Consider the following 21,505-nt stretch of genomic DNA (forward strand, 5'->3'; position numbering starts at 1 on the left):
CAGTAACAGGCCGAATATATGGGTGCAATGAACTCTTCTCAAATTGAAATCAAATGTCTTGCAAACGGGATGGGTCCATATATGCATTTACTCCACGACTTTACGCCGCTGGTACAGCGGCTATCATAGCTTCCAGCTAAGAGTATCTAAGTTAGTATTGGCCGAGCTTCCGGCGACGGATGTTACTCATTGCCTGCCGCAGGCTTATGCACAGGCGATCCTGTGACACGGCGTGAATACGTCCATGTAGCCTCGACGAAAACATCCCTGTTTTCGACGGTCACAGTCCCGCCTATGCCTGGAAAATAGGCGTATGTCTGCAAACTCTTCAGATATTTCAAGCTACTCCATTCTCACAGAATGCACCGATTCCCGCTCGAAGCGGCCGCAGGGCGTTGATGACAATCGCGTAGCGAGGCATGGCCGTTCACGGGCGTCCTGCCCTTCACGGCATTGGGACTCCTGTCCGGCAGATGCTGACGCAGCTCAGTCGAATCAGGGGCGAGTGTCGCCTAGCGACGAGCTAACGAGCGCGAAACAGGATGTTGAGCTGGGTCAGAGTCACATGGATGTGGCTCTGAGCGTCTGGCGCGATAGCGAATTGACATCATAAGCACAAGGGGTTTTCCGCTGCGTCGCGGGTCGCTGGGGGTTTGGAAAGGGGGCGAGTCGATACAGCCCCCTTTCCTCGGGTGTGGGGCGGCGAGTGTCGCATAGCGACATGCTTACGAGCGAGAGCCAGGGATGGCGAACTGGCCCTTGTGCATGGATGCACTTGCTCCACGACTTTAGGCCGCTGGCACAGCGGCTATCATAGCTTCCAGCTAAAAGTCGCTAATTAGTATTGGCCGAGCTTCTGAACCATGATGCAGGCCATAACCTGCGGTGCGCTTTTCGCACAGGCGATCCTGTAACACGGCGTGAATACATATATGGAGTGTATGCCGACATTTGTCTGGAACAAATGCGGTGGTAGCCTCGTAGAAAACATCTGACCTACATGGATGTAGGAAATGCCGAATTTGTCAGGAACAGAATTCGGCCCTGTTTTCGACGGCCACAGTTCCGCCCGTGCCTGTAATTAGGCGTATGTCTGTGAGTATACAAGCAGTTTCAAGCAACGCTATGACTGCAGAATTGCATCAAATCCCTCTCGGTGTCGCCGACAGCCGTTGGCGCAAATAACGTGGCTGAAACATGAATGCCGAATCAGCGCCCAAGCTCCCTGGGTTCAACCTCATTAGTCTCTATCGCGAACAGAGTTTTGCTCCAGTAAACAAAGCCTCCCCGTGGCAAAAGGTTGCGACTGAGGTAAAATAGCCTATCTTTTGTCGGCGGCATCTCATACTTGTATGACTCCACAGCGGCTCTACCTCTCAAGCACAGCCTTTTTTGCTGCTTGCTGCTGCCCCGCCGTCGGCTCGCATTCTCCCGGAAACAGGCAGATAACAATAACCCCGCCTGCCGGACTTAGCCTTAAACCCTACACCCAGAGGAATACTCGTCATGAGTCTTGCTGATTCCGTTCTAGCCATAAACAATGATTTGCCTATCCGCACCGACAAGCCGGTTCACAGCGGAAAAGTGCGCAGTGTCTACTGGCTGACCGAGGCCGACAGCGCCAGATTGATCCGCGAAAAGGGCTATGATGTGCCCACCGATACTCCGCTGGCGATCATGGTGATCTCGGATCGTATCTCCGCCTTCGATTGCATCTTCCACGGCGAAGAGGACCTCAAAGGGATCCCGGGCAAAGGGGCAGCGCTCAATGCCATCTCCAACCACTGGTTCAGCCTGTTCAAGGAAAAGGGGCTGGCCGACAGCCATATTCTCGACATTCCCCATCCTTTTGTTTGGATAGTGCAAAAGGCTCGCCCAATAAAGGTGGAAGCCATTATTCGCCGCTATATTACCGGCTCCATGTGGCGCGCCTATCAAAAGGGTGAGCGGGTATTTTGCGGTATCACGCTACCGGAGGGATTGCAAAAGGACCAGCAGCTACCCGAGTTACTGATCACTCCATCGACCAAGGGCATACTCAAGGGGATCCCCGGGGTACCGGAGCAGGATGATGTCAACATCAGCCGCGCAGATATCGAAGCCAACTTCGAGGCCTTCGGCTTTGAAAAGCCTGAAGATATCGATCTGTACGAAAAGCTGCTCAAGCAAGGATTCGAAGTCATTTCCGAGGCGCTGGCACAGCAAGATCAGATCTTTGTCGATACCAAGTTCGAATTTGGCTATGTCACTGATAAACAAGGCCAGTCCAAGCTTATCTATATGGATGAAGTGGGAACCCCAGACTCTTCACGTATTTGGGATGGCAGCGCCTACCGTGACGGTAAGATCCTCGAGAACTCCAAAGAAGGCTTCCGTCAGTTCCTGCTCAACCACTTCCCGGATCCGGATATCCTGTTGAACAAGGACAGAATGCCGGAACGTGAAGCCCTGGCCCGCGACAACGACCTGCCACTGGAGGCCATGATGAATGTCTCGCGTACCTACACAGGTATTGCCGAGAAAGTCACCGGAGCCAAGATCACTCTCTCGGATAATCCCAAGGCAGAAATCATCCGGGTACTCAAGGAACAATACGGCCTGGTGGACTAAGGCATTCTGCCGCGGCTGTGACTCAGGCCATATCCCATTAAGCATAAAGCCCCAACAGGGGCTTTATTTGTTCAATGACTGGGATTTTAGCCGAACCGGCACCTGCGAATATCTCCCCTGAACGCCAAATTTGTACCTTGCCAAGGCTGGCTTAAACTTAAAGAAATGGCCAAGGCCGAGTAAAAGGAGATGCATCATGCGTACCCGACAAATCCTCTGTCCGGTCGACTTCTCTGAAGAATCCGAACACGCCCTGGAATATGCCATAGAGTTGGCGGCGCTCTATAAAGTGAAGCTGAGGCTGCTGCATGTGATCAGCAAGGCCTATGGCGAAGACATTACCACTCTGCCCCATCACGAAGAGAACTTCGGCATAGTGGCCGTGACCCAGGCGCAGCTGCAACAACATATGCAGGCCTATGCCTCGGAGAAAATCCATGCACTTTTGCAACAGCTGCATCCAGAGCAGCAGCTCGAGGTGCTTATCCGCCGCGGCAACGCTGCCGGCCAAATCCTCGAAGAGGCCGAGAGCGCCAATGTCGGCATGATAGTTATCGGCTGCCATCAACGCACTGCGCTGGCCCATTGGCTGCTGCCCAGCGTCGCCGAGGAGATTATCAACAAGGCCAAGTGCCCTGTGATGGTAGTAAAGTAGCCTTATCGGCTCAGAGCTTCACTTCACTGTAGGTAGTCCAGGCCAGTAAATTACCCATCTGCGGCACTATCCAAACGGCTGTCTTGTGATCCTGGTAGACCCGGAAGTAGTAGATCTCCTCGTCACGGATATCGTCTTTACGGATCTCGCGGTAGAAGTGCATCGCCGAGTCACTGACATTGTCCGGCTTGGTGAGTTCTTTCTGGTTCACTTTCACCTGGAACACGTCCACCGGGGTGCCGGAAATCTCGGTGCGGTACTGGTGAAAATAGCCCCGCAGTTGATATTTTATCGGTGTGGTAAGGCAGTCCTGATCGGTAACGCAGGCCGATGAATAAAACTGCCCCGAGTCTTTACTGTCGTAAACCAGCGATAGGCTGAGATCGGTACGCACCAAGAGCTCATCGGCGACCGGGAAATAGATATCCGCATGGTAGTTGTGCTCCACCAATTCGGCATTGTCTACCGCCGGCGGCAAAATAATGCGGTTGTAGCGGATCCGCCGCTCCATCTCCTGGCTCAGGGGCACAAACTCCTTCATGCTGAGACCGGCAGGTTTCGGATCTATAGCGGTGATATTGATGATGCCATCGCCGTCACAGCCGGTTTCATCGGCACTGGGACAGATGGCAAAAGAGTAATTACGGCCATCCGAGGCGGCATAAGCGCTGAAATGCTTCAATCCGGGGATAAGATTTCCCTCAGGCGCCAGATGCTTTTGCCACATGGAAGGATGCAGCTGCTTGGCCTCATCACTGTAAAACAACTGCGCCGAGGCCAGCGTGCCTCCCACATTCAAGGGTAACTGCTTATCGGCACGCCAATGGCTCACCTGTTTGACCATTTCGTGATAGTCACTGTAGTACCAGAAGAAGCCCACCAGCCCCAACAGCAATAAAATACCCAGGAGTTTTATTTTCAGAGACACACTCACCAAGGCAGTGCGGATGGCTTCACCATCTGAGATGGCCAGCATATGCACATGGGACTGTTCGGAAATATTCAGCTGATAGCCACGGCGGGCAACCGTCTTGAGTTGAATTTCGGGATAGGGTTCCAGTTTCTTTCTGAGAATACTGATGCATTGGGTCAGTGAGGTCAGCGCCACCACCCGCTCCGGCCAACCTACAGCCAGCAACTCATCTTTTCCAAACACGTTTCCCGGGGCAGACAACAGGTGTGACAATACCTGAGCCTCAGAAAACGACAGGACGATTTCTGAACCATCGCGTTGATCCAGCAAGTGTTTTGCCTTGGTATCCAACGCCAAATAGGGAGTCAGCTGTTGCATTGGCACTCCGAAAAGTCACTCCAGAAGATTTGACTGCCCCCATTCACGGGAGCTTGAGGATAGGTTATAAGTTTAACCTGAGTGCAACAGGCAGAATGTGATACTTATATCAATTAACAATTTGTTTTCGTTAAATAAAAACTATCTAATACAGCAAACTCCAATAGCAGATTCACAGCGGCCGGCGCTGAAAACTGTAGCGGCACAGCCAAGATAACAACAACAGCCAGCCAAAGAGTATTCCCAGTAACCAGGGCCAGGTCGGCACACCACTGGCCAAGCCCAGAAAACTTTGATTGAGTAAGCGAAACACACTGGCCGGGTTCAGCAACATCAGCCACTGCAATCCCGGCTGCCCAAGGGTATCGGCCGCAACCACGGCCAATACCAGCAAGGCCAGATCATAGAGCAGCACCAGCAGCAGCCAAAGCAGCATCAGCAGCGCCAGTGCCTGAGCCTTCTGTTTGACCTGCATGCTGACCCAGTAGCCTAAAAGCATAAACACCAACCCGAGCAACCAGGCGCTGGCCAGCAAGAGGGCAAGGGCCGCGGGCAACTCGACGCTACGATATTCCTGAGCCAATACCGGCAGTAACCCCAAAGGCAAGCCAAACCCCAGCAGCAAAGCCAGCAGCAGGGCGCCGCCCTGCCCCATCAGTTTACCGGCCAGCCACTGACTGCGGCTCAAGGGGTAGGTCAATAGCAATAACAGGGTGCCAGCTTCGGCCTCCCCCACCACGGCATCGAAACTCAATAGCAGCGCCAGCAGCGGTACCAGGAAGACACTTAAGGTTAAAAGAGAGTTGAACAACTGCGGCAGCGCCTGCCAACGAAACTCACCGCCTAAGGCCCCTGCGCCGAAAATAACCGCAGCCGCCAACAGGGCAAACAAACAGCAAGCCGTTTGCAGCCAGCGGCTCCGCAGGCAATCTTTGAACTCCTTGGCGGCAACGATAAATAACGGATTAGGCCGTTGGGATGTCAATGCTTCATTTTCTCTGACCAGTTGCATCAGGCGGCCTCCCCGAATCTTTTAGCCGCGACATTCCGGCGATTTGAGTCAAGCGGTGCCATAAAATGATGAAACAGTTCACCGAGGGATGCCGGAGGCAACTGAAAGTCAAAGCAGCGGTATTGCTCCGTCAGTATGGCTATCGCCTCCGGCACGCTGGCCTTAGCCAGTTTCAACCGGCCAGCGGAAAAGCTCGGCCCCAGCACGGGATCGCCACTGAGGTCCAGCCGAGATGGCAACTGGATTTCCTGTGGTAAGTCAGCCTCTTGCCTCAGGTTATCCAGGCTTCCCAGCGCCCGCATCCGGCCATTTGCCAGCATGAGCGCCAAGTCAAGATGCGGCTCAACCAAAGCCAGTTCATGGGTGCAAACCACTATGGTGCAACCTTGCTGTTTCAGCGCCGCCAATTGGGCATACATGAGCGCCGAGGCCGAGGGGTCCAGGCCCACTGTCGGTTCATCGAGCAACAGTAATCTGGGGCGGCTCAGTAGCGCCTGCGCCAACCCAAGTCGCTGTCTCTGGCCCTTGGAACACTGTCCCAACCTGCGTTTTACCAAGCCATCCAGTTCAAACTCAACCAGCAGCTCTTTGACTCTGGCCGCACCTATGCCCTTGAGCCCGGCGAAGTAATTCAACAGTTCGCCCAAGGGCATATTGTCGTAGAAGCTGACGTTCTCCGGCAGATAACCCACCTGCATTGGGCTTTCACCTGCAGCCTTGCCGAGAATCTTCAGCTCGCCACCGGCGGGTTTCAGCAGCCCCAGCAGCAGTTTGATCAGGGTCGATTTGCCGGCACCATTATGGCCCAGCAATGCCAGCAACTTACCCTGGGGCAGCTGCAAGCTGATATCCTCCAGCACAGGCCTGTCGCCACGGACATAGGCCAATTGCCGACAATCAATGCTGGGCATAGTGGGTCTCCTCGTCACTCTGTTGCGAATTGGTTTTCATCTCTTGTTTCAGCGTAATATCAATGGGCTGCAGCAAAGGAAAACTGTCGCGAATACCTATATCCTCGGCTAGTGCCAGTTGGCGCTGCAGCCAGCGCAGCAAGAGCACCACAGGGCTATCCATCAACCATCTGGCCTCGGGGTAAAGCCAAAACAGCCTGTCCAGGGCATCGTTGGGCAGATAGGGGGTATCGCCTATGCCATCACCATCGAGATCCCAGCCCTGATAGCTGCTCCAATAGTTGCCCTGTCCCAGAAGGCTCCACTCCTGTGACTTGCTGCCGACATAGCGCACCTGAGTCTGATTATTTTCTATGTTGTTGCGCCACAGACTATTTCCCTCACCGCCCAGGGCAACACTGATACCGGTATCGCTGTTACCGAAATGGTTATGGCTGATACGGTTATCGGCGGCGCCATAGATAAACAGCCCCTTGCCTTCACTGGCGATGGCGGGATCGCCCTTGGGGTTGTGAATAGTCGCCACCCGGTTATGGTGCACCTCGCTCTGCTGAGTCACATTGAGCAAGATACCAAAATCGATTGCGGCGCTGACTTGATTGTGTTCCAGGGTGATCCCCTTGGAGCTCATCAGCGCATAGCCGCCCTGTAGCCACTTGGCGCTGTTGTTCCAGGCGCTGTCATTGCGGGTATACATATAGTGAATGCCATATTGCTGGCGGCTGAATTGATTGTGGCTGACCCGACTGGCGTCGACGTTTTCCAGATAGATACCGTCGCGCACCGAAGCTATCTGATTGTGGTGCAGCTCGGGGGCCTCAACATATTTGAGAAAGATGCCGTCACCTCTGTCCAGCAGATAACGTCTGTCGTCACCGCTTATGTGGCAGTATTCCACTTCCGGGCGTTTGAGCTGCTCGCCATGAATGCCAAATCCAGGCCCCGACAGCTCAAGCTGCAGCAGGCGGACATCATCGGCGCCCGGCAGCAGACGCACCCCGGAATCATGTTCATAAAGATCGCCGCCCCAGTTACGTATCTCAAGCCCCTGCAGGCGCACGCCGGCGGCCTTGATAGTCACGGCGCTGCCTTTACCACCGGCATCGATTATGGTGCCGGGCTCACCGACAATGGCGATAGCCTTGTCGATCACCAGCGGCCCCAAATACTCGGCGGCAGAGAGAGTCAGCACCTCGCCTTCACTCAGTGCATCTATGCGTGCCTGCAGTGGGTTTTGGCTGCCAAAGCAGCCAAAAGAGAGCAGCATCAGCGCCAGCAGGGTGCGTAACATCAGTCTCAGTTGGCTCCTTCCAGCAGTTCCAGGGTGATCTCTTCATAGGCCAGTACCCGGCCACCCCAGGCTTCGGCGAAAGCCTGCGCCGCTTCCTTGGTTGAAAACGGTGCAACGGCAGGCCCCATCACTCCCTTCTTGCTGGTGCCATAGACATACCAGGCCTTGGTGGCATCGATAAAGGCGTTGTCGTCAGGCTGCTCCCAGTCGGTAGTGCCCATGTCATGAACAAACATAGCGGCAATACGGCGTTGATTTTCCGGTTGCAGCGCAAAGCTGAACATGTCGCGGCTGGAGCAGAACTTGGGCACGGCATCACTGTCTTTGAGCATAAGTTGCCCCTTGGGCCCAGGGTATTTGGTGATCATCATGCCGCACATATGGCACCTGTCATGCTGTTTCAGGTGCTGGGCGTGATATTCATGATTATGGCTCTGCGCCGGTGTGCATCCGGGCAGCCCCAGCAGCAGGATGGGAATGGCGATGGCCAGCAGTGTCTTTTTCATCTTTCTCTCCAATCAATAGATTCAACGCCTCGCCGGGGCCTTGCAGGGACAACCCATTTGGCGAGGGTTGAAAAATCACTCGAGTCGGCTGCGGGCGTTGGCAATGGCATATTGCAACGCCTCACGATCCAGTTGCGTATTGTTGCTGTCCAGCAGCAGTTGCCAGTGGCCTATGGCCTCGGCATATCTTTGGTTGAGGAAGGCATCATTGGCCAGCAGCAGCCGGGTGCCGGGATCGGCACTATCCAGCGCCAGGGCCTGTTCGACCCAATCCTGGGATTCCGGCAACCACTGGCGTTGATCTCGGTAATAGGCGGCTTCGGCCAACTGCCCCAGTAAGGCGGCGCTCTTGCCCTGAAGCTGCAACTGCTGCTTCAGGGTAGCCACCGCATCCAGATACATGCCGCCGCGCACATAGGCCTGGGCCAGCTGTTGCATCAGGGCACTGTCTTGTGGCGCCTCAGCACTGGCGCGTCTGAGCCGGACAATTTCGGCGGGCAGCAGGTAGTCTATGCTGTCGTCGGCCTCGGCCGACTGCCAATCCTGGTAGCGGCCGGTATAGGAGTAAGTCCCAAGACTCAGGCCTATGATCAGCAGCGGCAGCAGACTCCAGTGCCACAGGGCAGGAAGAACTCTGTCCCCGCGGCAGGTTTGCCACTGATAGAGGGCAAACAGGCTCATAAATGCCAGGCTCAGCAGGGCCAGTCCCAACCAGAGCGGATTAGCCATAGTGCCTCCTGTCAACCGTGGCCAGGCATTGGGTGCTTGCTGTCTTTACCCGGCTTTTCGACCTTGACCAGCTCGACTTCAAACACCAGAGTGGCCTGCGGCGGGATCACCCCGGGCGCCTGCTCGCCATAGGCCAGCTTGGCAGGGATCACAAAACGGAACTTGGACCCTTCAGGCATCAGTCTCAGGCCTTCTTCCCAACCGGGGATCACTGTCATCAGCGCGAAACGGCCGGCGGCCTTGTTTTTGTTGCTGTCTTCAAACACAGTGCCGTCGATGAGCTTGCCGACATAATTGACTGTTACCACATCTTCCGGGTTTGGCTTCTTGCCCTTGCCCATGCTCAGCACTTCGTACTGCAGGCCACTGTCGGTAACCTTAACGCCGGACTTTTTCTTGTTCTCGGCCAGGAAAGCTTCGCCGGCCTTGAGGTTTTCCTCGGCCAGTTTGTCGAAACGCGCCTCTCTTTCTTCGTTGAGGGCGATGGCTCTTTGGTTGAGCAGATCCAGGATCTGTTCATCTGTCAGTTGCTGCTTGTCTTTAAGAGCATCGGTAAAGCCGGTGATCAGCAGCTCCATATTGACTTCGGCGCCCAGCTCCAGCTGTTGGTAAACCTGGCCCGAAATATAGTTGCCCACTGAGGCACCCAGGGCGTAGGAGGTCTTGTCTGTCTCTGTCTTCAAGTCGGCCGCCAGCGCGGGCAGGCTCAGACAAAGTGAGAGGGAAATAGTAGTAGCAAGTTTTTGTAATTTCATGGTTTTCATCCTGCAATTTCTAAATTCAATGCCCAAATAATCTATTTTCAAGGACGCTCAATCGGCCGTCCCGAGATGCGCCAGCCATAGATACCATCCGGCATCTGCCTGACATCGGTATAACCCAGTTTCATCACCTCTCTGGCAGCCACATTGCTGGCGGTGCAGAGGCGGTTGGCACAGTAAAACACCATGGTGGTGTCCTTGTTTTCCGGCAACAATGTCTTCCAGTTATTGACGTTGAAGTAGATGGCGCCGGGAATGAAGCCATCCCCCCATATCTCCAGAGTGTTGACGTCATAGAAGATCACTCCGGGTTGGCTGAGCAGCATCTCGGCCTCACGCATGGAGATCTGGTTGAGTATCTCTTCGTGGTAAGGGGCAGGAACCAGATCCCCGCCACCGCCGGCCAACACCGCCGGTGTCGCAACCATAAATGCCAGTGGCAGCAAGGACTGTTTCAGCGCCTGTTTCAATGAGAGTCGGACTCGCATCTTTATCCTCCATTAAAGGCTCCGGACGAGCGCCCGGAGCCTGAGTTGCCTAATTACAGCGAGGCTGTCTTGGTGCCTTTGCCGTCGGCGATGGCTTCAGCCTGAGTCACATAAGTGACAGCTGCATCCATACGCTTGACTGCGTAACGGGGAGCGTGAACACCCCAGGAACCGTCTTTACGAATAAACTCAACTATGTCGCGGGCCTTGTCGGTCAGCAGCAGTACCTGAGTCTTGTCTTCAATAGACAGCTTGTTCTTGGCGACTTTGCGATCAACACGCTTGAGCGCTTCTTCCACTTTGGCCAGGCTGTCTTTAACAGGTGTCTGCCACTTCATGACCTTGCCGTAGATCTCTTTCTGATCCTTGAAGTGCAGGCCCTTGCTCAGCTCAGACTGGAACTGGCTGTGACAACCTTTACGCTCAACCACATCGTGGTCAGAGATAGAGGTACGGGCACAGGTCCACATCAGGTCGAGATAGCCGTGACCATTCTCATCCTTGGCCACAGTCCAACCTTTGGTGGTGGACTTGCGAGGTTGACCTTCGGGTGGGTTAAGGGTCTTGCGATCCGGGCTGACATCAATCTTCCACAGGTGAGACTTACGCACTGCGTCGAAACCGGCCATATCCGGATACTGAATCGCGGTGAAGTTCTCACAGCTGCCCATGTTGGGCATGTGACAGCTGGTACAGCTGTTCTTGGCGTGGGTACCTGTATTGGCTGCCATTTCGGCCTGAACCTGGTGACAGTCAACACAGTCTTTCTTGATGGCAGGCTTGGTATAACCTGATTTCCAGTCATTGCTGGTGACTTCGTGTGGATCGTGACAGGTAGAACAGCGCATGCCCTTGTCATAGTGAGAAGACATGAACATCTGTGAACCTTCGGTACCACAGGAAGGACAGGCGGACTTCATCTTGACGTTGAAGGCGTATTCCAGCTTTTCTTTGCCTTGCTCTGTCTCGGCCAGCTCATCGATATAGTTGAAACGCTGGTGACAACGTTCACAATTGGAAGGCATGCCGCCGCCATTACCACCATCCAGGTGACCACCGGCGCCGTGACACTCTTCACAAGCGATACCACGGCTGATGGTGTGTTCCTGCAGCTTCTTGGGATCGCCAAGAGCATCCAGGTATTCCTGCTTGTTCTTGAAGTCAAACTTGAAGCTGTGGCAAACCTCGCAGTAGGAACTGGCAGGCTGGAACAGGAACTCTTTCTTGTACTTGGCACCGTAGGAGGTCATGCCCCACTGGTGAGAACCACTGGCGCCGAAGTCTTCCATCTTGGTGGGGAAGTCAGGGATAACCTTCTGGATCTTCTTGGCCATTTCCGGAGTCAACCATTCGGCCCAACCACGGGAGAACTGGTTACCACCGGCAACCATGGTACCTGTACCGTCTTTCAGCAGACCGCCTTCAATATGGTAGGAACCACGCACCAGGAAGCTGTCGATATAGCCATACTTGGTTCTTGGAGTACCGACTGTGGCGTAGATAGCATCCGGAGTTATGCCGTCCGGCAATACGGAAGCATCAGAACCATACAGCTTTTTCTTCAGATCATTGTCCACTTCCGGGTGTTCACCGGGGAAACGTATGGTCTTGGCGTGACGCGAGCGCTGCCACTTCTCATACTGCACCGCGTGACACTCACCGCACTTCTCAGGGCCAACAAACTTATTGGGGAAGTCGAGAATAGACTTGGCCGCCAAACGATACTGCACCGCAGAGGGGCGTCCCACCCGCTTGCTGTACTTTTGGCCGTTACCTTGGTCCATGTACTCTTCACCACGGTCACTGACCTTGTACATACCAATTAGCTTGCCCTGCTCCTGATACTTGAACACAGGGTGATTCTGGAACAGGTAGTCGAACAGCTCTTTTTCCTGAACGATATAGTCCTGCAGCGTCTTGACGCCGTTTACCTTTTCCATGCCGTTGGGATTGGCGATCACCTTCTGCGCCGACTCTCCCATCTGCTTATTGCCGTGACCTGGTTTATCTGCCGCGAGCGCACCAGCCCCGCTGACGGCAGTTAAACAAAACAACATGCTGAGTGTTGTCCTTTGTTGCCATCGTCTCATCATATACTCCTGAATTTGTCGTCGGTTATTTCACAAACGAACTTGTTATTGCCGGCTTGACCGGTCACGACTCATTCTTCATATGTACAAGGACAAAAAGCTGCGCCAGAGCACAGCTCGCCCCCGCTTGAGAACTCAAGAAAGCAACACCTTACATTTACCTTTAAAAACAGTGAGTTTAATCTTGAACAACAGAACTATTCAGTTCTTTTTTTGAGCGTTTTATTTCTCAAAAAACCTCAAAACCCCGGCTGAAAATTGAAAAATACCGCACCGGAAAACATAGGCTGATAAAGGCGTGACAGATCACAGAGCCAAAGGGGTAATAACCCTAGTCTCAGTGCCATAGATCCATTTCCGGGAAGTCCCGGCATAACAAGAGAGCGGCCATGTTTTCCATCACCATGTTGCCCGAACTGGGACACTTCCTGCTGATCCTGGGCGGTAGTTGTGCCTTGTTTGGCGCCTTGCTTGCGCTGCTCAAATATCGCAACCCCGGTATCGAATGGCCGCTGCGGCCACTGCTGCTGGGGCAAGCGCTGGGACTGACAGGCGCCATACTCCTGCTGGCATTGGCGTTTATCCTCAACGACTTCTCTGTGGCTTATGTGGCCAACAACTCCAATTCGGCCCTGCCGCTGTTTTATAAAGTGGCCGCAGTTTGGGGCAGCCATGAAGGTTCTTTGCTGTTTTGGATGACAGTAATGGCACTATGGGCCTGGCTGGGGTTGCCGAGGCGCTCGCAAGATCAGAACTATCTGTTGATGTTGCACGGTAGCTGTTCGGCGATTCTCTGTGGCTTTGTCTTTTTTATGTTGCTGTACGCCAATCCCTTTGCCCGCCTGCTACCGGAAGTGCCGATAGAAGGACGCGATCTCAGCCCTATGTTGCAGGACATAGGCCTTATCCTGCATCCGCCACTGCTGTTTCTTGGCTATGCAGGCCTTGGGATCTGTTTTTGTATCGCGCTGGCATTGCTTGTCAGCCACAAGTTCAGCGCCGCCCGCCTTGGCAAGCTCAAGCGCCATCTGCTGCTGACCTGGGTGTTTCTCACCGCGGGTAATGCCCTCGGATCCTGGTGGGCCTATAACGAGCTGGGCTGGGGTGGTTGGTGGTTCTGGGATCCGGTGGAAAATGCCGCCTTTATTCCCTGGCTGGTGACCACAGGCGCGCTGCACTGCCTGTTGATCAAAAACCACAACCCTTTGGCACAGCTCTCGGCCCTGGCGCTGGTGTTGCTGGGCTTCAGCCTGTGCCTGCTGGGCACTTTTATTGTGCGCTCCGGCATTATTCAGTCTGTGCATGCCTTTGCTGCCGATCCCGAACGCGGGGTGATCATTCTATTGCTGTTGCTGCTCTACGGAGGCGCCGGTTTCAGCCTGTTTGGCCTCAGATGTCGCCATCACTGGCAACCGGGCAAGCTGGCACCACTTGGCCGGGACGGTCAGCTGTTGCTCGGCAGCCTGATCTTGCTGACCATGGCGCTAACGACCCTGCTGGGTACCCTTTACCCGCTTTTCTATCAGGCACTTGGCCTGGGAAGCCTGTCGGTAGGGGCGCCCTACTTCAATACTCTGTTTGTGCCCATGTTGGCGCTGCTGCTCTTACCCCTGGCGCTAAGCACCCTGCCCCATATGGCGCCAAGGCGCCTGGGGCTGCTGGCGCTGGTCACTGTAGCTGCAACCGCTCTGGCGCTGTTTTTCGAGGGCAGCCTCGACCCTTGGCTACTGGCGGGCGGTGCAATGAGCCTCTTTCTGCTCTGCACCCTGCTGCTTTATCTATTGCCGCTGGGCCAGATTGCCGGTAAGCGCCGCAATATTCCCATGTTGCTGGCCCACACCGGCCTTCTTGTCAGCATCATGGGTGCTACCGGAGTCAGTTGTTTCGAGCAGCACTCTCTGCTGCGTATGGGCCCGGGCCAAGGCAGTATTCTGGGCGACTACACCTTTATCTATGAGCAGACCCGTTTGCTGGACAAGCCAGCCTACCGCGGTGAACAGGCAGTAATTCGGGTTGAGCGCAATGAGCAACTGCTTACTTACCTCTATCCGGAGCGTCAGGAATTCAACTCCAACGGCATGTCGCTGTCCCAGGCTGCCATCTATCGCGGGGCCTTTGGCGATCTCTATGTCTCCATGGGCACCCAACTGAGTGATGAAGAGTTTCTGGTACGTCTCAGCATCAAGCCGCTGGTGAGTTGGATCTGGCTCGGCGGTGGTTTGATGGCCATTGGCGGCCTGCTGGCCCTCGGAAGCCGACGACGCCTGCTGCAAACCGATTTATTAACCGCCTCAGGGAGACTTCAACATGATTAAGCTAATGCTGCTTGGATTATGGCTCAGCTTGAGTTGCGCCGAAGCCCAGGCGACCGACATGGATATTGCCCGTCTCAGCATAGATATTTCCAAGGAACTTCGCTGCCCCATGGCCACCAACCAAAACCTGTTTGAGTCGGAAACCGCCATTGCCAGCGAGCTCAAGGCGCAGATCTATCTGATGCTGCAGCAGGGCAAGAGCCGGGAACAGATACTCGACTTTATGGTGGAACGCTATGGCGAGCAGATCCGTTATCAACCCACGCTGAACGCAGGTACGGCGCTGCTGTGGTTGGGGCCAGTACTCTTGCTGCTGGTGCTCCCCGGCGTGTTGCTGTTTTTCGGCCGCAGCAACAATCAATCCCCTCACGATCAGGAGAATCCATCTTGAGATCTTATTTGCTTCTATGTCTTGCCCTGTTGCTGCCGCTATCGGCCCAAGGGGGCATAATGCAGCATAAGGCTTATCACACAGGTGAACCTGTGCCAAACAAGCCTATGATTATGCGTGAATTTGTTGAAATGCAGCACGCCAGAAAGGTGGCAAAGGTGACCTTTGCCGATCTGCAGGGTAATCCCAAAACCTTGGCTGAATATCAAGGACGTTTGGTGCTGCTGAATCTGTGGGCCAGCTGGTGCCCGCCCTGCCTGCGTGAAATGCCGGCACTGGCCAAGCTGCGCAGTAAACTGCAGGGCAGCAGTATTCAGATAGTGCCGCTGTCGATAGATGAAGATCCGGCTGCTGTGGCCCCTTTTCTGGCCAAGCATGAGCTCAAGTTGGATGACAGCTGGATAGACAGCAAGAAAGAGATAGAGAAGATCATGCCGGCCAATGTGGTACCGGCAACTTATGTGTTTGATCCCAATGGTAACTTAGTCGGCTTTATCCGTGGCTATCTGGACTGGGATGACCCGGATATCGCCGACTATCTGTTGCGCTTTGCCGCTAAGTATCAGGCGCTGGCCCAAAGCAAAGTGCCACAGTAAACCGTGCAACCGTCCCGGAGCATCTCCCAAGTCACTCCGGGCAACTCTTTGGCAAAGAACAATGTGACTTCTCCGCCATACTTTTTGCCCGCTTTCCCGTCACGCACGCCAATTTTTGTCGGGAAAGCCTTTTTTCTCAGAAACGATCGAAACTCACTTCCACCGGAACGCCCTCAATCGCCAAAGGCAGGCTCTGATGCAAAGCAAGCGTGACCTTGAGTGCCGGTTTGTCACCATCGAAAGGACCAGACAGCTGCTTGGGCACCTTGCCCACCAATTCGGTCGGTTCTTTAATTTCGGCGCGGATCCGGGTTCCATTGGGGAGTTTGACGCTGGCCTGCTGTCCCTGAGCAACATAGTTGAGATACTTGGGCGCCAGATAACAGACCACCACAGGCTGTGCCCGCCCCGACAGCCAAAGCATAGGCTGCTGCTCGGCTATGGTTTCCCCCTGCTGCACCAAAACATCGGCTACCCGGCCGGCAAACGGCGCCTGTATGGTCAACTGCTGGCGTTTGGCCTGCAGCTCCGCAAGCTTAAGCAGCAGGCTGTTGCGACTCTGGGCTATCACCCCCGCCTCCCGCTCCTGCTGCTGCAACTGCCTTTGCTGCAACAGCTCGGCCCTGGCCTGCTCCAGCGCCATTCTGGCACTGGTATGGGCCTGCATCACCGCCGCCATATCTGCAGTGGGAACCACCCCCTGCTTACGAAATGACTCGAACTGCGACAATAGTTCATCCTGACGCTTTACCCCCTGCTCGGCCACCAGCACCCGTTGTTCCAGTTGCCCCAGAATAGCCAGATCCTGCTCCAGCGATGGCGGTGTCAGCTCGGCCAACTGGCGCTGTAACTCGTCAATGCTGGCATCCAGACCGGCATCGGCTATGCGCCCGAGCGCCTGACCGGCATCGACCCTACTCCCGGGTTGTACTGAAAGCTCCAGCAATCGGCCCTTCTGCATTGCCCGCATTTCCAGCGGCTCAGAGGTCAGTATTCCCGGTGCCAGCACAAACAGGCTGGGGCGCAGCAACACCCAAAGCAGCAAGACCACAGGGGCGATAACCAGCAACAGTAGCAGATACCAACGCCATTTCATTCCGCCCCGTTTTGCCGGGGCATAGTCCACCTTTAAACCTTGATCCCGGGTGGGTTGTTGCGCCTTGGCAGCCGCTTGATAAGTCACTTTCACTAAAATTTTCTCCCGCGTTTCAGCACCCACCAGGGAGCCATGGAACTCTCTTCATGTGAGCGTCTGACCATTTCATTAAGCAAGGCAAACAAGCAGATACTTCGCATGAACAAGGCGTAGAAGGGATAAAGCGGCAACCAGAGCAGCAGCTTCAGGTCCTGACGTGGCCGCTCGGAAATCGCTACCAGTACCAGCAGATAGAAGAACAGCAAGAATCCCAAATATCCCAGGTAGATGGTCAGGGCAATGGTTGTCAAAAACTGCCAGGGGTACGCCAGTGCTATCCCTAAGCTGTAGAGCAGGATGACAAAGGGCATCAGCACGTTTTGCAAGAAGCCGTAGACCAGAGTAAAGGCGAAGGTGGCGCCCCCCAGAAGCCCGGGGGTAAAGGCCGGCCAGTGCTTGCGAAAGTAGAGAAACAAAAGGTCGCCATCCCAACGTAATCTTTGCCAGACAAGCGTCTTGAGATCCATGGGGGCATCGGTATGCCCTATGGCCAGCGTGGCAAAGGGAATGCGCCAATTGGGATGACGGCCGAAGTACTGTTTGAATCTCAGCGTCAGATCCAGATCCTCGGCGGTATGGGTATCCCAGCCGCCGATTTTGACCAGCAAGTCACGGCGAAAAGCGCCGAATGCTCCTGAGATATTGTTGAGCAGATTCCAATGCCCAAGACCGGTCTTGCCGCCTTGCATGGAGATCAAATATTCAATCGCCTGCATCCGGGTCCACAGCGAATCATCGACATTGCGCACCCGCAAAGAGCCACCGACTGCCGGCACGTTGGGATCGGCGAACAGCGGCACGATTTGGGAAACCATATCATTGTCGAACGAAGTGTCGGCATCGGCATTCATTACCAGCTCGCCGCTGGCCCTGGCCAAACCGGCATTCAGAGTCGAAACCCGGCCACCACGTTGCCACTTGGGCAGCACGATAATCTCCCGCCCCGGGCAGCGGCATTGTGCCGCTGCTGCCTTGGCGACCTCGAAGGTTTCGGCGTTTTGCACCGCGCCGTCAACCACGGCAATAATCTCCATCTCCCCCGGGTAGTCCTGTTCGGCCAAGGTGGCTATGGTTTGCCGCACCGCTTCTTTCTCGGCATAGCAAGTAATGATGCAACTGACCTTGGGTCGATAAGCCTTCTCAACCTTGGGGCGGCGGAACGTTTGCCAATGCCAGCCGATGACGCCTGAGACCACTATCAGCATCAATGGCATTTCGTAGAGAAAAATCATCGGCACCAGCCAGAGAAACAGGCTGACGTCTGTCGCCAGGTTGTGCCAAATATCCAGGCTCATAAAAGCCAGGGTATTGAACTCACTCACCGTCCAATACCTCGGCCTGCTGCAGACGGCTGGTCAACCAGGATTCAACTTCGGCACCAAGTTGTTGATCCGGCAGGCTAACCGCCTTGAGTCTTAACCTCAACTCTCCCTCTGGCACGCTGTCATTGAGCCTCTGTAGTTTTTGCTTCAATGCCGGTAACTGTGACTCGCCAGTGTAAGGCAATAGTAACAAGACGCCTTGGTCATCATGGCTGCTGCAGGCATCGGTCACCCGAACCAGGCTCAACAAGCGCTGCTTGAGTGCATCGAGCAGAGTCAGGGCGCGGGCTTCTCCGCTGCCGACCAGATCCGGCGCCAATGCCTCCAGATCCAATACCAACAGCAGATGTTCATGACCATGACGCAGTGCCAACTGATTGTGCCACTGCAGTAACCAGAGGAAGTGAGCCCGACTCATCTGTTCGCCAAGCGCGGCAAACAGTTGCTGTTGAACGCCATGGCGCACCAGTTCCCTTCCCTGCTCCGCCAGTTCAAAGTCAGAGATGCGACGTATAGTCAGCTCGTCCGGTTGATGTCCATGACCACAGTGCAGACAAACTGCCTCGACCTTGGCCTCCAAAAACAGGCTATTACAGCTATTGCAGTGTTGGTTTTCTATTGGTCTGTCATAGTCGACACCTATATGCCGCAGCCGCTGCAAACAGTTGGGGCAACTGAGTCCGCCACTGCGACTGAAGGCTTGCTGACTATCCACATGACCACAGTTAAAACAGTGCAAACTGGTCTGCATATCAATTTCTATGCTGCGGCACTGGGGACAAAGATCGATATAGTTGAGGTGCCCTGAGTGGCACTTGCAGCATAGCCTGACTCTGTCCTTCAGCTTGGTGGGTGCCAGCCAATGCCGGTTCAATAATTTATCCAACAGCAGTTGGCTTGCCTTTGCTGACCCCGTCAATAGCTGCAGCAGTGGATACTCATAAAGATGTGGCTTTTCCGGCGTAGCCACAGGTTGTAAACGATATTCAGGAAATAACCACATAAAACTCAACAGCCGATAACTGACATCATCCTGGCTGGGTAATTTAATTAAGCTCTTTCTTTGCCAATAATTTTCCAACTCTTGTTTGAAGTCAGGCTGAAATAAACCATTGGCCAGATATTCAGAGAGAGGGCTTGGCGTTATCACTTTGATCATGGCCATAAAGCTTGATGGCTGGCATCTCAGCTGAATCAGCGCTTGGTCCTGAGCTTCAGCCGGCAGGTTCAGGCAGATGACTTCATAATCAAGACCAGCAGCCAAGAAGTCACTAACATCATTAAACACTTCAAAATCAGTGCTATAACTTTCTGAATTTCGAAAGCCAATCCAACAGGGGATGGCCTGTGCCTCAACACTGATATCGGCTCTGGTAATGGACATATAAATCTCGGCAACGACAAGCCCGCCAATGAAAGATGAAAACATCCTTGGCGAAGTTTGTACGAATCAATTAGAATCTATTTTTAAGCGGTGGAGATTATATAACCAAAAAAAACAAAACCGCCAATATTTTGACGAAAAAAGAGAGCCTGCCACTTTATTATTCAGATCAACTCATAATTAATTATATTTAAAATAAAACTATGAAATATACTTAATTACCCCTAAACAATATCCTTCTTTTTATTTCCAAAAGTATCAAACTGTATCAATCAATTCAGTTTCAAAACCATCCACTTTTATATCCTGGTGTTTGCCACTGATGGGATCGATAAAGCGCAAGCGACAAGCCATCAGCTTGAGGGGCTTATTGAAATTATCTTCGCTCCTGGGTTGCAGTTCGGGGTAAAACCTGTCGTTCAGCAGTGGCATTCCAAGACTCTGCATATGCAGCCTGAGTTGGTGAGTCTTGCCGGTAATTGGACTCAGACTGAACAGCCCCATATCGCCATTAACGGCGATGAGACTGATTTCCGAGTGACTGTTGGCCTCACCCTCTGCCAAGCGCATGATAAAACTGGGCTCGCCCTTGATGAGGCGATTTTTCACTGTCCAGTGCAGCGGCAGGCTAAGTTCGCCAGTTGCCAATCCCGCCTGAAGCTCAGGTGTCAGCCGCGCCAGCGCCTGGTAGTCCTTACGTATCTGGCCTTCACGGAACAAAGCATGATAGGCATGCCGAGTTTCGGGATCGGTGGACATCAGCATGACTCCGGCCGTTTCTCTGTCCAGCCTGTGCGCCGGCGCTATGGTTTCTATCCCGGTGCGGCGCCTTAACCTATGCACCAGGCACTCGTTGACATAGTTACCGCTGGGAGTCACAGGCAAAAAGTGCGGTTTGAACACCAGAATGCTGTGCTCGTCCTGAAACAGGATCCGCTCTTCAAAAGGGATCCGGGTTTCTTTGGGGACTTCACGGTAATAGTAGACCCTGGCGGTAGGCCGATAAGGAGTATCAGCCTGGATAGTCTCACCATTTTGCCAGTGTACCTTGCCGGCAGCGACCCGCTCACGCCAGACATCGGCATCGATGCGGCTGAAATGGTCGATAAGAAAGGCCAAAACAGTGGCTTTGTCGGTCACATCCCTTGGCAAGACAACATAGGAGGGCTGTGCGGCTCTGTCTGTTTGGCTCATAACTCTTCCGGCAAAATAAAAAATGGCGACTCAGGGCCGCCATTCTACTCTATCTGCCCCAGATTATTCGAGGCAAGTACACTCAAAGCTGCTGCTGAACATGGGACTTAATCAACTTGAGCACAAAGTCCATGGTCTTGTGGCAATCAGGTTGATTCAACAACAGCTGTTTGTCCTTGTTGTATAAGGGCAAAACTTCCAACCAACGCTGGCTAACCCAAGCGGCATCATCCAGATGCACTTCTGATGAGTAGAGCCCGCGCAAGTCCGGGTTGACCTCATAAAACTGCTCCAGCGCTGCACTGATAAGGGTGAACTCGCCCCGAATAGGCTCCTCGGCCCAGTTGGGACAATCCATTACCTCGGCCAGCCAGCGGCCATCTTTTTCCTGTTTGGCGGACAGGACTTTGACCCTTTGCTTGCCTTCCAGGGTGATACTCAGCGAGTCATCTTCCAACTGATTGAAGTCGATGAGCTCACAGCGAGTGGCAATGGGGAAACTGGGCGGCATGGCAACGCTGTTACGCATTCCGAAAGCCAGCGGATATTTCCCCTTCAGGACATCGGCCACCATGCTCAGGGTGATGGGGTCAAGGATCCTGATCTCAAGCCGTCCACCTGGCAACAACAAGGCATCATAGGTCAGTAACGCCATTTCCTGTGTATGCATAGCAACCTCCTTCCCCTCGGGGAGTGAGTAACCGAAAGCGAACCTGAGGTTCAACATTCGCTTTAAAGTCTAGCAGTTGCTGAAATTTCATCCA

At 54.1% G+C, this 21,505-nt stretch carries 19 protein-coding genes; 5 read left to right on the plus strand and 14 right to left on the minus strand.

The genetic code is table 11. The features are described from left to right. Positions 1 to 1,506 precede the first annotated feature (1,506 nt). The gene (locus tag ACF8D4_RS09140; protein ID WP_208161875.1) at positions 1,507 to 2,610 is read left to right on the plus strand and encodes a phosphoribosylaminoimidazolesuccinocarboxamide synthase; all 1,104 of its coding nucleotides are present in this window, start codon (positions 1,507 to 1,509) and stop codon (positions 2,608 to 2,610) included. Between the two features lie 196 nt (positions 2,611 to 2,806). Continuing rightward, complete coding sequence (locus tag ACF8D4_RS09145) at positions 2,807 to 3,265, plus strand: universal stress protein (RefSeq protein WP_208161874.1); 459 nt, start codon at positions 2,807 to 2,809, stop codon at positions 3,263 to 3,265. 10 nt (positions 3,266 to 3,275) lie between these two features. Here ACF8D4_RS09145 and ACF8D4_RS09150 read toward each other — a convergent pair whose 3' ends face one another. The 9 genes from ACF8D4_RS09150 to ACF8D4_RS09190 all read right to left on the minus strand — a co-directional run bounded on the left by ACF8D4_RS09150 (position 3,276) and on the right by ACF8D4_RS09190 (position 12,344). Further along, positions 3,276 to 4,556, minus strand: a complete 1,281-nt coding sequence (locus ACF8D4_RS09150; RefSeq protein ID WP_025009298.1) for a winged helix-turn-helix domain-containing protein — start codon at positions 4,554 to 4,556, stop codon at positions 3,276 to 3,278. Positions 4,557 to 4,728: 172 nt separating this feature from the next. Then, the gene (locus tag ACF8D4_RS09155; protein ID WP_107005474.1) at positions 4,729 to 5,568 is read right to left on the minus strand and encodes an ABC transporter permease subunit; all 840 of its coding nucleotides are present in this window, start codon (positions 5,566 to 5,568) and stop codon (positions 4,729 to 4,731) included. Continuing rightward, complete coding sequence (locus ACF8D4_RS09160) at positions 5,568 to 6,479, minus strand: ATP-binding cassette domain-containing protein (protein ID WP_025886842.1); 912 nt, start codon at positions 6,477 to 6,479, stop codon at positions 5,568 to 5,570. Before ACF8D4_RS09160 ends, ACF8D4_RS09155 begins: the two co-directional genes overlap by 1 nt. After that, a complete protein-coding gene (nosD, locus tag ACF8D4_RS09165) occupies positions 6,466 to 7,770 on the minus strand; it encodes a nitrous oxide reductase family maturation protein NosD (RefSeq protein ID WP_107005473.1) in 1,305 nt (434 codons plus the stop codon). The genes ACF8D4_RS09160 and nosD overlap by 14 nt, the downstream gene beginning before the upstream one ends. Before the next feature lie 5 nt (positions 7,771 to 7,775). Next, positions 7,776 to 8,276 (minus strand): nitrous oxide reductase accessory protein NosL, encoded by a 501-nt coding sequence (locus ACF8D4_RS09170; RefSeq protein WP_392464970.1) that lies wholly within the window; start codon positions 8,274 to 8,276, stop codon positions 7,776 to 7,778. A 75-nt stretch (positions 8,277 to 8,351) separates the two neighbouring features. Beyond that, complete coding sequence (locus ACF8D4_RS09175; protein WP_107005471.1) at positions 8,352 to 9,005, minus strand: nitrite reductase; 654 nt, start codon at positions 9,003 to 9,005, stop codon at positions 8,352 to 8,354. An 11-nt stretch (positions 9,006 to 9,016) separates the two neighbouring features. Continuing rightward, positions 9,017 to 9,769: an FKBP-type peptidyl-prolyl cis-trans isomerase gene (locus tag ACF8D4_RS09180; protein WP_044733604.1), complete on the minus strand. Its 753-nt coding sequence runs from the start codon at positions 9,767 to 9,769 to the stop codon at positions 9,017 to 9,019. Between the two features lie 38 nt (positions 9,770 to 9,807). Beyond that, positions 9,808 to 10,194 (minus strand): rhodanese-like domain-containing protein, encoded by a 387-nt coding sequence (locus tag ACF8D4_RS09185; protein WP_223828960.1) that lies wholly within the window; start codon positions 10,192 to 10,194, stop codon positions 9,808 to 9,810. Between the two features lie 113 nt (positions 10,195 to 10,307). Continuing rightward, positions 10,308 to 12,344, minus strand: a complete 2,037-nt coding sequence (locus ACF8D4_RS09190) for a multiheme c-type cytochrome (protein ID WP_025886840.1) — start codon at positions 12,342 to 12,344, stop codon at positions 10,308 to 10,310. Positions 12,345 to 12,733: 389 nt separating this feature from the next. Between ACF8D4_RS09190 and ACF8D4_RS09195 the strand changes: the two genes are divergently transcribed. The 3 genes from ACF8D4_RS09195 to ACF8D4_RS09205 are packed head-to-tail and all read left to right on the plus strand — an operon-like array spanning position 12,734 to position 15,646. Further along, positions 12,734 to 14,659: a heme lyase CcmF/NrfE family subunit gene (locus ACF8D4_RS09195; RefSeq protein ID WP_392464971.1), complete on the plus strand. Its 1,926-nt coding sequence runs from the start codon at positions 12,734 to 12,736 to the stop codon at positions 14,657 to 14,659. Next, the gene (locus tag ACF8D4_RS09200) at positions 14,652 to 15,050 is read left to right on the plus strand and encodes a cytochrome c-type biogenesis protein CcmH (RefSeq protein WP_071239156.1); all 399 of its coding nucleotides are present in this window, start codon (positions 14,652 to 14,654) and stop codon (positions 15,048 to 15,050) included. The genes ACF8D4_RS09195 and ACF8D4_RS09200 overlap by 8 nt, the downstream gene beginning before the upstream one ends. Continuing rightward, on the plus strand, positions 15,047 to 15,646 hold the full coding sequence (locus ACF8D4_RS09205; RefSeq protein ID WP_025009291.1) for a TlpA disulfide reductase family protein: 600 nt from the start codon (positions 15,047 to 15,049) through the stop codon (positions 15,644 to 15,646). Before ACF8D4_RS09200 ends, ACF8D4_RS09205 begins: the two co-directional genes overlap by 4 nt. Before the next feature lie 136 nt (positions 15,647 to 15,782). Here ACF8D4_RS09205 and ACF8D4_RS09210 read toward each other — a convergent pair whose 3' ends face one another. From ACF8D4_RS09210 to ACF8D4_RS09230, 5 genes are all read right to left on the minus strand, one after another. Further along, on the minus strand, positions 15,783 to 16,835 hold the full coding sequence (locus tag ACF8D4_RS09210) for an HlyD family secretion protein (protein ID WP_028779616.1): 1,053 nt from the start codon (positions 16,833 to 16,835) through the stop codon (positions 15,783 to 15,785). Beyond that, a complete protein-coding gene (locus ACF8D4_RS09215; RefSeq protein ID WP_144224946.1) occupies positions 16,835 to 18,163 on the minus strand; it encodes a glycosyltransferase family 2 protein in 1,329 nt (442 codons plus the stop codon). The genes ACF8D4_RS09210 and ACF8D4_RS09215 overlap by 1 nt, the downstream gene beginning before the upstream one ends. Next, complete coding sequence (locus ACF8D4_RS09220) at positions 18,156 to 19,547, minus strand: hypothetical protein (protein ID WP_392464973.1); 1,392 nt, start codon at positions 19,545 to 19,547, stop codon at positions 18,156 to 18,158. The genes ACF8D4_RS09215 and ACF8D4_RS09220 overlap by 8 nt, the downstream gene beginning before the upstream one ends. 258 nt (positions 19,548 to 19,805) lie before the next feature. Next, a complete protein-coding gene (locus ACF8D4_RS09225; RefSeq protein ID WP_392464975.1) occupies positions 19,806 to 20,741 on the minus strand; it encodes a pseudouridine synthase in 936 nt (311 codons plus the stop codon). An 82-nt stretch (positions 20,742 to 20,823) separates the two neighbouring features. Next, positions 20,824 to 21,411 carry an LON peptidase substrate-binding domain-containing protein gene (locus tag ACF8D4_RS09230; protein WP_025009287.1) on the minus strand — a complete coding sequence of 196 codons (588 nt, stop codon included), beginning with the start codon at positions 21,409 to 21,411 and terminating at the stop codon, positions 20,824 to 20,826. Positions 21,412 to 21,505 lie beyond the last annotated feature (94 nt).

Origin of the sequence: Shewanella sp. YQ_9 (genome assembly GCF_043103185.1) — a bacterium.
In the GTDB taxonomy this organism is placed as follows: Bacteria; Pseudomonadota; Gammaproteobacteria; order Enterobacterales; family Shewanellaceae; genus Shewanella; species Shewanella algae.

What these genes read in the sequence shown, in the direction of transcription:
- ACF8D4_RS09200 (WP_071239156.1), top strand. Translation starts at nt 14,652, where the DNA reads ATGATTAAGCTAATGCTGCTTGGATTATGGCTCAGCTTGAGTTGCGCC.
- ACF8D4_RS09160 (WP_025886842.1), bottom strand. Translation starts at nt 6,479, where the DNA reads ATGCCCAGCATTGATTGTCGGCAATTGGCCTATGTCCGTGGCGACAGG.
- ACF8D4_RS09220 (WP_392464973.1), bottom strand. Translation starts at nt 19,547, where the DNA reads ATGTCCATTACCAGAGCCGATATCAGTGTTGAGGCACAGGCCATCCCC.
- ACF8D4_RS09195 (WP_392464971.1), top strand. Translation starts at nt 12,734, where the DNA reads ATGTTTTCCATCACCATGTTGCCCGAACTGGGACACTTCCTGCTGATC.
- ACF8D4_RS09150 (WP_025009298.1), bottom strand. Translation starts at nt 4,556, where the DNA reads ATGCAACAGCTGACTCCCTATTTGGCGTTGGATACCAAGGCAAAACAC.
- ACF8D4_RS09170 (WP_392464970.1), bottom strand. Translation starts at nt 8,276, where the DNA reads ATGAAAAAGACACTGCTGGCCATCGCCATTCCCATCCTGCTGCTGGGG.
- ACF8D4_RS09155 (WP_107005474.1), bottom strand. Translation starts at nt 5,568, where the DNA reads ATGCAACTGGTCAGAGAAAATGAAGCATTGACATCCCAACGGCCTAAT.
- ACF8D4_RS09225 (WP_392464975.1), bottom strand. Translation starts at nt 20,741, where the DNA reads ATGAGCCAAACAGACAGAGCCGCACAGCCCTCCTATGTTGTCTTGCCA.
- ACF8D4_RS09185 (WP_223828960.1), bottom strand. Translation starts at nt 10,194, where the DNA reads ATGGTTGCGACACCGGCGGTGTTGGCCGGCGGTGGCGGGGATCTGGTT.
- nosD (WP_107005473.1), bottom strand. Translation starts at nt 7,770, where the DNA reads ATGTTACGCACCCTGCTGGCGCTGATGCTGCTCTCTTTTGGCTGCTTT.
- ACF8D4_RS09175 (WP_107005471.1), bottom strand. Translation starts at nt 9,005, where the DNA reads ATGGCTAATCCGCTCTGGTTGGGACTGGCCCTGCTGAGCCTGGCATTT.
- ACF8D4_RS09190 (WP_025886840.1), bottom strand. Translation starts at nt 12,344, where the DNA reads ATGAGACGATGGCAACAAAGGACAACACTCAGCATGTTGTTTTGTTTA.
- ACF8D4_RS09145 (WP_208161874.1), top strand. Translation starts at nt 2,807, where the DNA reads ATGCGTACCCGACAAATCCTCTGTCCGGTCGACTTCTCTGAAGAATCC.
- ACF8D4_RS09140 (WP_208161875.1), top strand. Translation starts at nt 1,507, where the DNA reads ATGAGTCTTGCTGATTCCGTTCTAGCCATAAACAATGATTTGCCTATC.
- ACF8D4_RS09180 (WP_044733604.1), bottom strand. Translation starts at nt 9,769, where the DNA reads ATGAAAACCATGAAATTACAAAAACTTGCTACTACTATTTCCCTCTCA.
- ACF8D4_RS09230 (WP_025009287.1), bottom strand. Translation starts at nt 21,411, where the DNA reads ATGCATACACAGGAAATGGCGTTACTGACCTATGATGCCTTGTTGTTG.